Below are 14795 nucleotides of genomic sequence, written 5' to 3'. Positions count from 1 at the left end.
CCTTCGCGAGCAGGCTCGCTCTCACAGGGAACTGCAGCAAATTCGATATGGCATAACCATAGACCGCATCGATATATGTGGTTATAAGAAATATCGCTATGCTGCGGGCCAGATTTTCCTGTCGTTTTCTGGACGTTTGAATGGAATTGGCAAATTTCGGCTTGGTGATTGCCGGGCTGGTGGTGGGGTTTATCGTCGGCATGACCGGTGTCGGCGGCGGTTCGTTGATGACGCCGATTCTGCTGTGGTTCGGCATCAACCCGGCGACGGCGGTGGGTACGGACCTGCTGTACGCCGCGATCACCAAATCCAGCGGCGTCCTCGTTCACAAAAAAAACAAGAACATCGACTGGGCGATCACCGGCTGGCTGACCCTCGGCAGCGTGCCAGCCGTGGCCATGACCCTGTGGTTCCTCAGCACCCTGCACACCGCGCCGGACGCGATGAACGCCATCATCAAGCAGGCGCTCGGCTTCGTCCTCTTCGCCACCGCCCTGGCGATTTTCTTCAAGAAACGCTTGCTCGAATTTGCCCACAAACGCGCCGGCGGCAACTACAACCCGAGCGGTTCGCGGCTTAACGTGATGACGGTGATCACCGGTCTGATCCTCGGCACCATGGTCGCCCTGACCTCGATCGGCGCCGGCGCACTGGGCACCGTCGCCTTGTTCATCCTCTACCCGCTACTGCCAACCCGCCGCCTGGTCGGCACCGAAATCGCCCACGCCGTTCCACTGACCCTCGTCGCCGGCCTCGGCCACGCAAGCATGGGCAACATGGATTGGGGCGTGCTGGGCTTCCTGCTGATGGGCTCGCTGCCAGGCATCTGGCTCGGCAGCCACCTGACCGGACGCATCTCCGACGAAGTCCTGCGCCCGTGCCTGGCGACGATGCTGGTGTTGATTGGTTACAAGTTGGCGTTCTGAGTCAGCCTGGAGAAACACTTCCTGTGCAGCGGCCGCAGGGATGTGCCGATGATCGCTTGCGTCATGTTGCGCAAAGTTCTCCCTGACCTAAGCTTCTGACAGGGCAATGCCTTTTTGCCAGACACCGCCGGAACAATCGCCACGATGCGCAATCAGTAGTGCGTGGATATCAAAAGGAGATGCGCATGCTCATCAGGTCCCTGACCCTGACCCTCTTGCTGGCAATCGCCGGCCCCCTGTTCGCCGCTGACAGCGATTCACCCCTGGCCGGGGACGTGGGCCGCGCCCGCCCGCTGATCGTGATTGCGCAAAGCACCGTCGACCCGGTCTGGCTGAGCCTGAAAAAGTCACTGGAAGACCCGGCCAACAAAAAGGGCGTCACCGACCGCAACATCAAGGTCTATACCATCCTCAGCATGTCCGGCCAGCTCGACGGCAAGGACATGGGTCAGCAGGACACCATGGCCCTGCTGCGTTCGCTGAAGCTCGGCGCCGGCGCTTATCCAAAAGTGTTCCTGGTGGGCAAGGACGGCGAAACCAAGCTCTCCGCCTCGGGTGACGAAGCCAAGGCATTGAGCCTGGCGAAAATCTTCGAAACCATCGACGCCATGCCCATGGCCGAAAAAGAAGCCGCCGCTGCGGCCGCCGCCGCACAAACACCTGCCGCCACCGAGCCGGAACCGGCCAAAGGCGCTAAGGGCAGCAAACCGGCGAAACCGAGCAAACCGCCGCAGATGCCGGATGATTGATTGCGCGTTGCGTGAGTGAAGCAAAATCCCTGTGGGAGCTGGTAGACCAGCTCCCACATTTTTTTGTGAAGTGCACAGTTCAAATGTGGGAGCGAGCCTGCTCGCGATAGCGGTTTTTCAGGCGCTGAAAGGTGACTGATCGAGCGCATTCGCGAGCAGGCTCGTTCCCACAAGTCATCTTCTGATCGAAAGTTGTTGCAGCCTGCGACACCTCCAACGTTAACCGAGTGAAAACCCGATCCTGTAGGAGCCGCAGAAGGCTCGGGCCGCGATCTTTTGCTCTTAATCCGCCAACGCCGCGAAAACCGTGTGCGCAATCTTCACCCGTTCGGCATTCGGGTGATTCTTGTTGGCAAGAATCACGATGCCCATGTCCCGCGACGGCACGAACGCCACATACGCGCCAAAGCCGCGCGTAGAACCGCTTTTGTTGAACAGCACATTGGCCGGCTCAGCTTGCGGTGGGGGCAGCCACTCGACTTTGTGAGGTTCCATGGCCATGGGGGTCGAGTTGCCGTTTTGCAGTTTTTCCAGGCTGATCGGGTAGGCGTAGCGTTCCCAGCCCAGGCCTTGGGTCATGTCGTCGACGCGGTAATAACCAATGTGCGTGTTGGCGATGGCTTGGTGCAGATCAGGCCCAAGGCTGGCCGGTTTCAGTTGTGCCTGGACGTAACGCAGCAGGTCGGCGGCGCTGGTTTTGATGCCGTAGGCTTCGGCGTCGAGGGCGCCGGGGCTGACGCGTACCGGTTGGTCGGCGCTGTCGTAGCCTTGGGCGTAAAGCTTCGACTGCGCTGACGGTACGCTGAGGAAGGTGTGCTGAAGGCCGAGTTTCGGCAGCAGGGTTTGCGTCATTGCCTGGTCGAACGGCTGGCCGAGGCTTTTCGCCGTCAGGTAGCCGAACAGGCCCAGGCTCGGGTTGGAATACAGGCGATGGCTGCCGGCGGGAAATTGCGGTTTCCACTGTTGGTAATAGCCGAGCATCTTGTCGGAAGAATCCGCCTCGGCAGGAAATTGCAGCGGCAGACCGCCAGCACTGTAGGTGCCCAGTTGCAGCACGCTGATGTTGTCGAAGGCGCTGCCCTTGAGCTCCGGCCAGAGCTGGCTGGCCTTGCTCGACAGGTCGAGTTTGCCGGTGGCCTGGGCGTAACCGGCGAGGGTGGCGGTGAAGGTTTTACTCACCGAGCCGACTTCGAACAGGGTGTTTTCACTGACTTTTTGCCCGGTGTCTTTGGCAGCGACTCCGTAATTAAAGTAATGCGCCTGGCCATTCAGCGTGATCGCTACGGTCAGCCCCGGGATGTTGTTTTGCTGCATCACCGGGGTGACGGCTTGGCTGACCAGTGCCTGCAATTGCGCATCCGTCGGCGTTGCGGCATGACAGGCAACGCTGCCGAAGAACAGTGCGAAAGCGCTGTGGGAAAAGACCTTGCTCGGTTTGAAGGAACACATGAGTGAATCACTCTCCATGAGTGTCGTTTGTTGTATCCCGCTACACTGCGGGTGATTTTTTCATCGGGCGGCTGATCAGCGCGGTTAATTTAGGCACTTTGCCGACCTTCGACAAACGATGAAAACTCGCACGAACCCTTAGAAAAATTTGGGACAACCCATGATTCGACCGCAACTGCCGCTCAACGCTCTGCGCGCGTTTGAAGCTTCGGCACGCCACCTGAGCTTCACCCGCGCCGCCGTCGAACTGTGCGTAACGCAGGCAGCGGTCAGCCATCAGGTCAAAAGCCTGGAAGCGCAGCTCAACCTGACCCTGTTCAAACGCCTGCCCCGTGGTCTGATGCTGACCAGTGAAGGCGAAACCTTGCTGCCGGTGCTCAGCACCTCATTCGACCACATTGCGCAGATGCTCGAGCGTCTGGCTGGTGGGCAGTATCGCGACATGTTGACGGTCGGCGCGGTGGGCACGTTTGCCGTGGGCTGGCTGTTGCCGAGGCTGGCGGACTTTCGGGCGAAATATCCGCTGATCGATTTACGCCTGTCGACCCACAACAACCGGGTCGATGTGGCGGCGGAAGGGCTGGATTACGCGATTCGTTTCGGCGCTGGCGCCTGGCATGGCATTGAGGCGACACGCTTGCTCGATGCGCCGTTGTCGGTGTTATGCGTGCCGGAGATTGCCCGGCAACTGCACGCGCCGGCGGACCTGTTGCAGCAGACCTTGCTGCGTTCCTATCGCACTGATGAATGGCCGCAGTGGTTTCAGGCGGCGGGCCTGGCGACCCAGGCTGCGCCACCGCAAAGCATCGTCTTCGACTCTTCACTGGCGATGATGGAAACGGCGTTGCAGGGCGGCGGCGTGGCGTTGGCACCACCGCTGATGTTCGCCCGGCAACTGGCGGCTGATGCGATTTGCCAGCCGTTCGCGATCGAGATCACCACCGGCAGTTACTGGCTGACGCGGTTGCAGTCGCGAGCGGAAACGGCGGCGATGAACGCGTTCAAGGCGTGGTTACTGCAAGTTTCTGCCTGACACAAACCCCCCCTTGTGGGAGCGAGCCTGCTCGCGAAAGCGGTGCATCAGCGACAGCACTATCGACTGACCTGACGCCTTCGCGAGCAGGCTCGCTCCCACAATTGAAATCAGCGGCGCCTGCTGGATCAACGCACCAGACACGGCCGCTTGTTATCGAATTTCCACCCCGGAATCAGGAACTGCATCGCCACGCTGTCGTCCCGCGCGCCGAGGCCCATGCCTTTGTACAGTTCGTGAGCCTTGGCCACTTGATCCATGTCCAGTTCCACGCCCAGTCCCGGTTTCTGCGGCACTTGCACGCAGCCGTCGACAATTTGCAGCGGTGCCTTGGTCAGACGCTGGCCGTCCTGCCAGATCCAATGGGTGTCGATGGCCGTGATGTCGCCCGGTGCCGCAGCGGCGACATGGGTAAACATCGCCAGAGAGATATCGAAGTGGTTGTTGGAATGCGAGCCCCAGGTCAGGCCCCATTCGTGGCACATCTGCGCGACCCGCACCGAACCCTGCATGGTCCAGAAGTGCGGGTCGGCCAGCGGGATGTCCACTGACTGCAACTGAATCGCGTGGCCCATTTCACGCCAATCGGTGGCGATCATGTTGGTCGCGGTTTTCAGCCCGGTGGCGCGACGGAATTCGGCCATGACTTCGCGACCGGAATAACCGTTTTCCGCGCCGCACGGATCTTCGGCGTAGGCGAGTACGTGGTGCTGATCGCGGCATAGACGAATCGCCTCTTTCAATGACCATGCACCGTTCGGATCGAGGGTGATCCGCGCGTCGGGGAAGCGCTCGGCCAGTGCTGTGACCGCTTCGATTTCGGCATCGCCGCTGAGCACGCCGCCCTTGAGTTTGAAATCCTTGAAGCCGTACTTGGCGTGCGCCGCCTCGGCCAGACGCACCACCGCTTCGGCGGTCAAGGCCTTCTCGTGGCGCACGCGGAACCAGTCGTTGTCGGCGTCTGGTTCGCTGCGATAGGCCAGATCGGTTTCGTGTTGATCGCCGACGTAGAACAGATAACCGAGCATCTTCACTTCGTCGCGTTGCTGACCTTCACCGAGCAGCGCCGCCACCGGCACGTCCAGATGCTGGCCGAGCAGGTCGAGGAGGGCGGCTTCCAGGCCGGTGACCGCGTGAATGGTGATGCGCAGGTCGAACGTCTGCAGACCACGGCCGCCGGCATCGCGGTCGGCGAAGGTCTGGCGCACCTGGTTGAGGATCTTCTGGTAGGTGCCGATGGGGCTGCCGACCACCAGATTGCGCGCGTCTTCCAGGGTCTGGCGAATGCGCTCGCCACCGGGCACTTCGCCGACGCCGGTGTGACCGGCGTTGTCCTTGAGGATGACGATGTTGCGGGTGAAAAACGGCCCGTGGGCGCCGCTCAGGTTGAGCAGCATTCCGTCGTGACCGGCCACCGGAATGACCTGCATCTCGGTGATGATCGGAGCTTTGGCGGTGTCGTGAACAGTCATTATTGTTTTCCTTGTCGAGACGAAGTCAGGCGTGTTTCGGCGCGGCGTCGGCCACAGCCTTTTCAGCAGCGGGTTTCGGCGTGGTGCGCGCAGCGAAGACGATGATTGCGGCGATGATCGAGGTCGCGGCCAGACCATAGAGGCCGCCCTGAATCGAACCGGTGTGCTGCTCCAGCAGACCAAACGTGGTCGGCGCGACGAAGCCACCGAGGTTACCCACCGAGTTGATCAGCGCAATCACCGCCGCCGCGATGCGTGCATCCAGATAAGCCTGGGGAATCGGCCAGAACAGCGACGAGGCGGATTTGAAACCCAGTGCCGCAAAGCAGATCGCGACGAAGGCGAAGATCGGCCCGCCAGTGGTGGACATGAACATCCCCGCTGCGGCGATCAACAATGCCGTGGCGACCCACGCTTGCTGGTGTTTCCACTTCGCCGACAGCGAGGCGAAGGCGTACATGCCGACGATCGACAGCAACCACGGAATCGAATTGAACAGGCCGACCTGCACGTCGCTGAGTTCGCCCATCTTCTTGATGATGCTCGGCAGCCAGAAAGTCGCGGCGTAGATGGTCAGTTGAATGAAGAAGTAGATCAGGCAGAACAGAATGATCTGCCGGTCCTTGAGCAGTTTGCCCAGCGACGGCCGGATCGGCGTCGCCGCTTCGCGGGCCTTTTGCTCGTCGTCGATGGCGCTGACCAGCGCATCCTGTTCGGCGCGGCTCAGCCATTTCGCGTCGTGGGGTTTGGCGTCCAGCCAGAACCAGACAAACACGCACAGGCACACCGAGAACATCCCCTCGATGAAGTACATCCATTGCCAGCCGTGCATGCCCAGCCCATTGATCTGCAGGAGCAAACCGGACAGCGGACCGGAGATCAGCGAGGCCACGGCCGAGCCGCTGAGGAAAATCGCGATCGCCTTGCCACGTTCGACGCCTGGCAGCCAGCGGGTGAAGTAATAGATCACCCCGGGAAAGAATCCGGCCTCGGCGACACCGAGCAGGAAACGCAAAATGTAGAAGTGGGTTTCGTTCTGAATGAACGCCATGCAGGCCGCGACTATGCCCCAGGTGAACATGATGCGGGTCAGCCAGATCCGTGCGCCGACTTTTTGCAGAAGCATATTGGACGGCACTTCGAACAGCGCGTAGCCGATGAAGAACAGACCGGCGCCGAAGCCGTAGGCAGCAGCACCAATGCCCAGATCGGTTTCCATGTGGGTGCGGACGAAACCGATGTTCACCCGGTCAATGTAATTGACGATGAACATGATCACGAAGAGCGGCAGGACGTGGCGTTTGACTTTCGAGATGGCTGAGGCGAGCGTCGGATCGACGCTGTCCTGCATCCCGGAGACGGAGGTTTTCACTGATGTTTCTCCCACTGATTATTTTTATGCGGGTAGGACTGGGTGTTGCGTTGTTGATAGACATCATACAACTGTGTTTTTTTGTCCGACAAGTGGGGAGGGGCGATTAAATTCTTCTGATTGTTCGGTTTCTTATGCGAAAACAGGATTTAAGCTCGTATTTGTTGATTGTTGCGCCAGTCGAGCGGAGCGCCTTTTTGAGATATGAATGGTGGTGCGTGATGGCTGGCTATCGAAAATATTCGACGTAATTGAGTGTTGTCATACAAGTTGATGTCTCATCGACCGCTAAAATCCATCTCAACCGTCATTCCGCAGTGCTACGATCGGCAAGCCCCGATCACCGGAACCGACCATGCAAGAAGACCTCGACGCGCCCGCGCGCAAACGCACTCACAACCTCGCTCATGACTTGGTGGAAAAGCTCACCCAGAGCATCCTGCTCGGGCAACTGTCGCCCGGTGACAAGCTGCCTTCGGAGAACTCCATCGTTCAGGAGCACGGCGTCAGCCGCACGGTGGTGCGCGAGGCGATTTCCAAGTTGCAGGCCTCGGGGCTGGTGGAGACGCGCCATGGCATCGGTACTTTCGTCATCGAGCGCGCAGCGGAGCAGGGCCTGCGCCTGAATGTCGACACGGCGCTCGGTGTGCGCAGCATTCTTGAGCTGCGCATGGGCCTGGAGACGCAAGCGGCCGCACTGGCGGCGCAGCGGCGCAGTGAGCAGCAGGTCCAGCAGATGCGTCAGGCGCTGGATGACTATCAACGGCTGCTGGCAAACAATGACAGCTGCGTGGAGGCCGATCGGCGTTTCCATCTGCTGATCGCCGAGGCCACCGGTAACGCTTGCTTCAGCGAGATCATGCAGCACCTGGGCAGTGCGATGATCCCGCGCAATCGCCTGAACGCCGCCGAGCGTGGCGCGGCGGATCTGAGCAAGCTCGGGCACTTGGCCAATCTGGAACACGAGGCGATTCTGAATGCGATCAAGCGCCAGGACGCCGATGCCGCCCGCGCTGCGATGTGGCTGCACCTGACCAACAGTCGCGATCGCTTTATCGCCCAAGGCTGATGCCGCTGGTCTGATCTACCGCACGCCCTCAGCATCCGCGCTTCCAAGTAATACGCCCCGGATAATCCGGGCCAGTATTGTGAGGTGCAGCATGGCTGATGACTCGCTTGTTCCCGGTGGCATGGCGCCCACCGACCAGACCCGCCCCGTATCCGGCACTGACGAGCCGACCCTGAGCGATCACGACGCCCCGCCGGGCATGGACCCGGGCCGCGACCCATTGAGCGATGCCGACCGCCCGGATGACTGGAAGGATCCGCCGGATGACGACAATGTACCGCCGGCGGACGAACCGACGCCGTTGTCGGATGATTTGCGCTGAGGTCTGGATTATTCATTGAGTGGGCCGGCCTCTTCGCGAGCAGGCTCGCTCCCACAGTGGATGACACAAACTCCCTGTGGGAGCGAGCCTGCTCGCGAAGACGGCATCGGCTTCGCAGCAAATTACGGCCATGCTGCGAGTGCCAGACAAGATCGCCAGTCAACCAACACGCAAATCCCGCATCAACAACCCAAAGCGCAAGTCCACCGCATCCGGAATCGGCACGTACACCGTATGCCCATCCCCCGGCGCCACTTCGATCGCTTGGCCGCTGACACTCTGCAATTCATGCAGATCAAAATGGAAATTGCCCTTGGGCGTCATCAGTTCCAGATGATCGCCCACGGCAAAACGATTCTTCACTTTCACTTCGGCCAGGCGATCCCGGCGCTCGCCGGTCAGCTCGCCAACGAACTGCTGACGCTCCGACACCGAACTGCCGTGCTGATAGTTCTGATATTCGTCGTGCACATGCCGGCGCAGAAAACCTTCGGTGTAGCCGCGCTGGGCCAGCGATTCCAGATCCAGCATCAGGCTGCGATCGAACTCGCGCCCGGCCACGGCATCATCGATCGCCCGGCGATATACCTGGGTGGTGCGCGCGCAGTAGAAATGCGATTTGGTACGGCCTTCGATTTTCAAGGAGTGCACGCCCATGCGCGTCAGCCGTTCGACATGCTGCACCGCGCGCAGGTCCTTGGCGTTCATGATGTAGGTGCCGTGTTCGTCTTCGAAAGCCGGCATCAATTCGTCGGGGCGGTTGGCTTCCTGGAGCAGGAAGACTTGATCGGTCGGTGCGCCGAGACCCAGCGTCGGCTCGGGTTGAAAGGTCTGGACGATCTCGCCGAGCTGGTTTTCCGTCGCTTCTTGCGCCGTGTACTTCCAGCGGCAGGCGTTGGTGCAGGTGCCCTGATTGGCATCGCGCTTGTTCATGTAACCGGAAAGCAGGCAGCGCCCGGAATAGGCCATGCACAGCGCGCCGTGCACGAACACTTCCAGCTCCATGCCCGGCACCTGCTCGCGGATTTCACCGATTTCTTCGAGGGACAGTTCGCGCGACAGAATGATCCGGCTCAGCCCCTGTTGCTGCCAGAACTCGACGCTCGCCCAATTCACCGTGTTGGCCTGCACCGACAGGTGAATCGGCATCTGCGGAAAATGCCGGCGCACCAGCATGATCAGGCCGGGGTCGGACATGATCAGCGCATCCGGGGCCATCTCGATCACCGGCGCCAGATCCTTGAGAAACGTCTTCAGCTTGGCGTTGTGCGGGGCGATGTTGACCACGACGTAGAAACGCTTGCCCTGCGCCTGCGCCTCACGGATGCCCAGCGCCAGGTTGGCATGATCGAACTCGTTGTTGCGCACCCGCAGGCTGTAGCGCGGCTGGCCAGCGTAGACCGCATCGGCGCCGTAGGCGAAGGCGTAGCGCATGTTTTTCAGGGTGCCGGCGGGGGCGAGAAGCTCGGGGGCGATGAGAGTCTGCATTTGGATGTCAGTCGCAAAAGCCGCGCAGGGTAGGGCAGCTGTTGCGAGGGTTCATTGATCTGGATCTATGCTCCATGAATAAACATGGCACTCGCGCGCTCGGCGGCTGACTAAGTGGGGCGGGCGTGCGTGACGCCTGACTGACATGGACCGGATATGAACGAAAAGAGTCTGCAATTCAAATCCCTGACAGTGCTGCTGGTGCTGGTCACGGTGGCCTTTATCTGGATTCTGCTGCCGTTCTACGGCGCGGTATTCTGGGCTGTCATCCTCGGCATTCTGTTTGCGCCGGTACAGCGCAGGTTGCAGCAGAAGTTCGGCTGGCAACGTAACGTGACGTCGCTGTGCACCTTGAGCCTGTGCCTGGTGGTCGCGATTCTGCCGGTGATCATCGTCAGCATCCTGCTGGTGCAGGAAGGCGCGACTGTCTACAAGAACATCGAAAGTGGCGAGCTGGACATCGCTGCGTATCTGGCGCAGTTCAAGCACAGCCTGCCGCCGTACTTTCAGCACTTGCTCGACCGCTTTGGCATGGGCGAACTCGACAGCTTGCGCGAAAAGATCGTCAAAGCGGCGATGCAGGGCAGCCAGGCGCTGGCGACTCAGGCGTTCAGTTTCGGTCAGGGCACGTTCGAATTCGTGGTGAGCTTTTTCATCATGCTGTATCTGCTGTTTTTCTTTCTGCGTGACGGCCCCGAGCTGGCGCGCAAGATGCGCACTGCTGTGCCGCTGGAAGAAAACCACAAGCGCCGCCTGCAACTGAAGTTCAACCGCGTGGTGCGTGCCACGGTCAAGGGCAACGTGGTCGTGGCCGTGACCCAGGGCGCGCTGGGCGGGCTGATTTTCTGGTTTCTCGACATTCCCAGCGCATTGCTCTGGGCGGTGCTGATGGCGTTTCTGTCGCTGTTGCCAGCGGTGGGCGCGGGGATTGTCTGGGCGCCGGTGGCGGTGTACTTCCTGCTCAGCGGCATGATCTGGCAGGGCGTGGTGCTGGGCTTGTTCGGCGTATTCGTGATCGGCCTGGTCGACAACGTGCTGCGCCCGATTCTGGTGGGCAAAGATACGAAAATGCCCGATTACCTGATTCTGGTCTCGACCCTCGGCGGCCTCGCGGTCTTCGGCCTCAATGGCTTTGTGATCGGGCCGCTGATTGCCGCATTGTTCCTGTCGAGCTGGGCGCTGTTCGTCGAGACCAAGCCCAAGGTGCAACTGCCTTAAGCATGAAACGTGCTGCTGGCGACCTGTTGCGACAAGGCCTGCGCCGCTGGTAACGAGGTGAGCGGGCCGCTGATCGGCTCGCCATCGCGCACCAGATACCAGCAAGCGAGCAAACCGGATGCACGCAGCGAAGCGGGAACTGCGCTGCCGATCACCGACATGATTTGAACCTGTGCCATGGGAAAACCTCCATCAAACTGATGGGGCTACCTTAGGGATTTGCCGGCACGACGGACAATCAACGCTTTCGATAGTGGTCATTGATGCCAGTGAGGTCTGGCGTCATTCGACCACTTGATCGAGCATGTGCATGACTTCGCGCTCATTGAGCAGGCCCTTGTGCACGAGGTTTTCGGCGAGCAGGGACAGCAGCTTGGCGCAGCGATGGCCTTCCAGATGCTTGAGCTCGGTGAGTGCGCTGTACACCTTGCTCGAGGTGCACAGACCGACGATGCGGTGCGGGTTTTGTGTGGGCATACAGTCGTCCTTGTTGTTATCGATCTGTTGTTTACGGACGGATTCAGATTGCGGTTCCGTCATGACAAAGCGGTGACCGTTTGATGAAAAAAATCTCTACGGTCGATTCCATCATGCCGACTTTAGCTGCTCAAACTGTTCTCACAGCGACCTTGGCGAGATTTTTTCAGACGTTGGCCGACCAGCGGTCATAAAAAAGCCCCGCTTGAAAACGGGGCTCTGTGTTGCGCTTACCAGCGTGGACCGCCGTAGTAGCCATGCGGGCCGCCGTAGTAGCCGTGGGGGCGACCGTAATAACCACGAGGCGGGCCGTAATAGACGGGGGCCGGCTGCACGTAGACCGGTTGCTGCACATACACCGGCGCCGGCTGGTAATAGACCGGCGGTGGCGGTTGCTGCACGTAGACCGGTTGCGGCTGTACATAAACCGGCTGCTGCTGCACGTACACCGGCCGATCCTGGTTGATCAGTGCCGAGCCGATGATGGCCGAGCCGACGATCGCGCCAAACACTGCAGGGCCCTGCCAGCCATGGCCACCACCCGCTTCAGCCTGGCCGGTGACGGCAAGTGCGCCAATCAACAAAGCCATGATGGGAAGTTTACGAATCATGATAAGTCCTCGGTTCTTCGACCCGGCGCCGCGGCCTGAGTCAGGCCCACAGTTGTCGCGGGGATACAGCTAAGACAGCAAATTTGCGAAATTCAGCACAGCCGCTGGGTAAATTTTGTGTAAGGTCTGTACCGGCTTCTTTACCCGGCTACGCGGCGCCACAAACAAGCCCAAATGATGATTCAGAACCCGGTGGGCTGGCCAATCCCGTCCATCCGAAAGTGCGTTTGAAGGAGAAGTTTCATGCAGATGAACCCGAACAAAGACACCCAATTGTGCATGTCCCTGTCCGGGCGGCCGGGGAATTTCGGTCTGCGTTTTCACAACCATTTGTATGAACAGCTGGGCCTGAACTTCTACTACAAGGCGTTCAGCAGCCAGGACCTGACCGGCGCGGTCGGCGGCATCCGGGCGCTGGGCATTCGCGGCTGCGGCGTGTCGATGCCGTTCAAGGAAGCCTGCATTGCGCTGGTCGATGAGCTGGATGCGTCGGCGGCGGCGATCCAGTCGATCAACACCATCGTCAACACTGGCGGCCACCTCAAGGCCTACAACACCGATTACATCGCCGTCGCGCAATTGCTGGAAAGCCACGCGGTGCCGAAAGATTCGACCTTCGCCCTGCGCGGCAGCGGCGGCATGGCCAAAGCGGTGGCCAGCGCCCTGCGCGATGGTGGCTACAAGAACGGTTTGATTGTCGCCCGTAACGAGCGGGCCGGCCGCGCCTTGGCGGATTCGCTGGGTTATCGCTGGCAGGCAGAGCTGGGTGACGAGCGCCCGCAGATGCTGATCAATGTCACCCCGGTAGGCATGGACGGCGGGCCGGAGGCGGGGCAACTGGCGTTCGAGCCTGAAGTGATCAAAGCGGCTGAGACCATATTCGACGTGGTGGCGATCCCTTCGGAGACGCCGCTGATCGTGCGGGCGCGGGCTGAGGGCAAGCGAGTGATCACCGGGCTGGAAGTGATAGCGATTCAGGCGCTGGAGCAGTTTGTCCTGTACACCGGGGTGCGGCCGAATGAGGCTCAGTTTGCGGCGGCGGTGGATTTTGCGCGTGGCTGATTGATCTTTTAGTGGCTGGGCTGGCCTCTTCGCGAGCAGGCTCGCTCCCACAGGTTGAGCTGGAATGCGATTGAATGTGGGAGCGAGCCTGCTCGCGAAGGCGGCGCTGCGGTTCTGGATCACTATCTATAATCCTCGCCAGCACGCACAGACCTGCCCACCACAAAAACCATAACCGAGGCCGCCCATGCATCCGCCCATCCTCAATCTCAACGAGGTCGAACTCGAAGCCCTTCCCGAAGCCCTGGCCCCTGAAGGCGACACCGCCGGGCGTTATCAGCAGCGTTTCGCGCGGATCGGCCAGCAACTCGGTGCGCAGAAACTCGGTTACCGTCTGTACGCGCTGCCAGCAGGCATGCGCGGCAGTCCATTCCACAGCCATCGGGTCAATGAGGAGATGTTCTACGTGGTGGCCGGGGAGGGCGAGGTGCGGTTGGGAGGCGAGCGTTTTCCGATCCGCGCCGGTGATGTGATCGCCTGCCCACCGGGCGGACCCGAGAAGGCGCATCAGATCATCAATACCAGCGCGGGCGAACTGCGTTATCTGGCGGTGAGCACTCAGCAGCAGCCGGAGATCTGCGAGTACCCGGATTCGAACAAGTATGCGGTGATGGATAATTTCACGGTGGATGCCGAGGGCAAGGCCTCGGGCTTTGTCGCTGTCGCGCGGCAGGTGGATGGGGTGGATTACTGGGATGGGGAGTGACGCGGGCTGCTGAATATCGCGCAGACCCTGTGGGAGCGAGCCTGCTCGCGAAGGCGGCAGGTCATTCGAGGTCGTGGTGACTGACACTACGCTTTCGCGAGCAGGCTCGCTCCCACAGAGGTTCTGTTGCGATTATTCGAGGCGGGCCAGGCGTTCTTCCAGTGCGGCGATCCGCGCTTCCAGTTCTTCGATACGCTCCAGGGAAACGCCAGCGCTCGAGCGCTCCCCAGGATTTTGCCGCGCCGCCAATATTGCCTCGACATCCGCCGGGTCGCCCAGGGCATGGGTATAACGATCCTCACGCTGCCCGGCCTGACGCGGAATCAATACCGCCAGACCGCGTGCGATCAGCCGTTCAAGCTGATGAACCACCTGCTCGGCGTCCTCGAACTCGTGCATGCGCCCGCTGCGGGTCAGCAGTTCGTTGACGGTCTGCGGTCCGCGCAGAAACATCAAACCCGTCAGAATCACCTGTGCTGGCACCAGTTCCAGCGCCTTGTCTACCTTGTGCTCCCAGCGGTCGGCACGGCTGCCCATGACCAGCCGGGTGAAACCTCGACCTTCCAGCGCCCGCAGGCTCTGCCCGACCTGACCCTGATTGAGGTTCATCACCGGCTCGCGACTGGTTTTCTGATTGCAGGCCAGCACCAGCGCGTTGAGGGTCAGCGGATAGGTTTCCGGGCTGGTGGCCTGTTTTTCGATCAGCGCACCGAGAATGCGGATTTCCGTGGCATTTAACCGTGGCTGTTCGGAGGTGGATTCTTGTTCGTTGCTCATCGCGCGTTCCCTCTGCAGTCGAAGCCGCCTAGCCTAATCCTTGCCAAACAAAAGGCAAGCCGTG

Annotated in this window: 16 protein-coding genes; 8 read left to right on the top strand and 8 right to left on the bottom strand. The window is 60.6% G+C overall.

Annotated features, from left to right (window positions below; translation table 11 throughout):
* Positions 1 to 140: 140 nt before the first annotated feature.
* Complete coding sequence (locus AB4N73_RS12110; RefSeq protein ID WP_041477188.1) at positions 141 to 926, top strand: sulfite exporter TauE/SafE family protein; 786 nt, start codon at positions 141 to 143, stop codon at positions 924 to 926.
* 185 nt (positions 927 to 1111) lie between these two features.
* The gene (locus tag AB4N73_RS12105; RefSeq protein WP_016775365.1) at positions 1112 to 1675 is read left to right on the top strand and encodes a DUF4174 domain-containing protein; all 564 of its coding nucleotides are present in this window, start codon (positions 1112 to 1114) and stop codon (positions 1673 to 1675) included.
* A 282-nt stretch (positions 1676 to 1957) separates the two neighbouring features.
* On the opposite strand, the gene ampC is transcribed toward AB4N73_RS12105, so the two are convergent.
* Positions 1958 to 3124, bottom strand: a complete 1167-nt coding sequence (gene ampC, locus AB4N73_RS12100; protein ID WP_460143493.1) for a class C beta-lactamase — start codon at positions 3122 to 3124, stop codon at positions 1958 to 1960.
* Between the two features lie 160 nt (positions 3125 to 3284).
* On the opposite strand from ampC, the gene AB4N73_RS12095 reads away from it, so the two are divergent.
* Positions 3285 to 4157, top strand: coding sequence for a LysR family transcriptional regulator (locus AB4N73_RS12095; RefSeq protein ID WP_056788727.1), 873 nt, complete (start codon positions 3285 to 3287; stop codon positions 4155 to 4157).
* A gap of 128 nt (positions 4158 to 4285) precedes the next feature.
* On the opposite strand, the gene gudD is transcribed toward AB4N73_RS12095, so the two are convergent.
* Both gudD and AB4N73_RS12085 read right to left on the bottom strand, forming a co-directional pair.
* The gene (gene gudD, locus AB4N73_RS12090) at positions 4286 to 5629 is read right to left on the bottom strand and encodes a glucarate dehydratase (protein ID WP_460143492.1); all 1344 of its coding nucleotides are present in this window, start codon (positions 5627 to 5629) and stop codon (positions 4286 to 4288) included.
* 25 nt (positions 5630 to 5654) lie between these two features.
* The gene (locus tag AB4N73_RS12085; protein WP_016775359.1) at positions 5655 to 7001 is read right to left on the bottom strand and encodes an MFS transporter; all 1347 of its coding nucleotides are present in this window, start codon (positions 6999 to 7001) and stop codon (positions 5655 to 5657) included.
* 355 nt (positions 7002 to 7356) lie between these two features.
* Here AB4N73_RS12085 and AB4N73_RS12080 point away from each other — a divergent pair, with 355 nt between their 5' ends.
* Positions 7357 to 8070: a FadR/GntR family transcriptional regulator gene (locus AB4N73_RS12080; RefSeq protein WP_016775357.1), complete on the top strand. Its 714-nt coding sequence runs from the start codon at positions 7357 to 7359 to the stop codon at positions 8068 to 8070.
* 91 nt (positions 8071 to 8161) lie between these two features.
* A complete protein-coding gene (locus AB4N73_RS12075; protein ID WP_122603100.1) occupies positions 8162 to 8392 on the top strand; it encodes a hypothetical protein in 231 nt (76 codons plus the stop codon).
* A 159-nt stretch (positions 8393 to 8551) separates the two neighbouring features.
* Here AB4N73_RS12075 and trhP read toward each other — a convergent pair whose 3' ends face one another.
* On the bottom strand, positions 8552 to 9880 hold the full coding sequence (gene trhP / locus AB4N73_RS12070; protein ID WP_406226833.1) for a prephenate-dependent tRNA uridine(34) hydroxylase TrhP: 1329 nt from the start codon (positions 9878 to 9880) through the stop codon (positions 8552 to 8554).
* Between the two features lie 156 nt (positions 9881 to 10036).
* Between trhP and AB4N73_RS12065 the strand changes: the two genes are divergently transcribed.
* Entirely contained in the window at positions 10037 to 11098 is a 1062-nt protein-coding gene (locus AB4N73_RS12065) for an AI-2E family transporter (protein WP_041477173.1), read from the top strand.
* Here AB4N73_RS12065 and AB4N73_RS12060 read toward each other — a convergent pair.
* The 3 genes from AB4N73_RS12060 to AB4N73_RS12050 all read right to left on the bottom strand — a co-directional run bounded on the left by AB4N73_RS12060 (position 11095) and on the right by AB4N73_RS12050 (position 12186).
* The gene (locus AB4N73_RS12060; RefSeq protein WP_041477171.1) at positions 11095 to 11277 is read right to left on the bottom strand and encodes a hypothetical protein; all 183 of its coding nucleotides are present in this window, start codon (positions 11275 to 11277) and stop codon (positions 11095 to 11097) included. The genes AB4N73_RS12065 and AB4N73_RS12060 overlap by 4 nt on opposite strands.
* A gap of 103 nt (positions 11278 to 11380) precedes the next feature.
* Positions 11381 to 11575 (bottom strand): hypothetical protein, encoded by a 195-nt coding sequence (locus AB4N73_RS12055; RefSeq protein ID WP_016770691.1) that lies wholly within the window; start codon positions 11573 to 11575, stop codon positions 11381 to 11383.
* A 230-nt stretch (positions 11576 to 11805) separates the two neighbouring features.
* Positions 11806 to 12186, bottom strand: coding sequence for a hypothetical protein (locus AB4N73_RS12050; RefSeq protein WP_024013471.1), 381 nt, complete (start codon positions 12184 to 12186; stop codon positions 11806 to 11808).
* Between the two features lie 243 nt (positions 12187 to 12429).
* Between AB4N73_RS12050 and AB4N73_RS12045 the strand changes: the two genes are divergently transcribed.
* Positions 12430 to 13248 (top strand): shikimate 5-dehydrogenase, encoded by an 819-nt coding sequence (locus AB4N73_RS12045; RefSeq protein WP_150741185.1) that lies wholly within the window; start codon positions 12430 to 12432, stop codon positions 13246 to 13248.
* 187 nt (positions 13249 to 13435) lie between these two features.
* Positions 13436 to 13954, top strand: a complete 519-nt coding sequence (locus AB4N73_RS12040; RefSeq protein WP_071172955.1) for a cupin domain-containing protein — start codon at positions 13436 to 13438, stop codon at positions 13952 to 13954.
* A 132-nt stretch (positions 13955 to 14086) separates the two neighbouring features.
* Here the strand turns inward: AB4N73_RS12040 and AB4N73_RS12035 are convergent, their stop codons facing one another.
* The gene (locus tag AB4N73_RS12035) at positions 14087 to 14731 is read right to left on the bottom strand and encodes a YceH family protein (RefSeq protein WP_150741184.1); all 645 of its coding nucleotides are present in this window, start codon (positions 14729 to 14731) and stop codon (positions 14087 to 14089) included.
* Positions 14732 to 14795: the final 64 nt, after the last annotated feature.

This window comes from Pseudomonas sp. S3_B08 (genome assembly GCF_054667725.1).
This window is presented reverse-complemented; position numbering and strand designations above follow the sequence as displayed.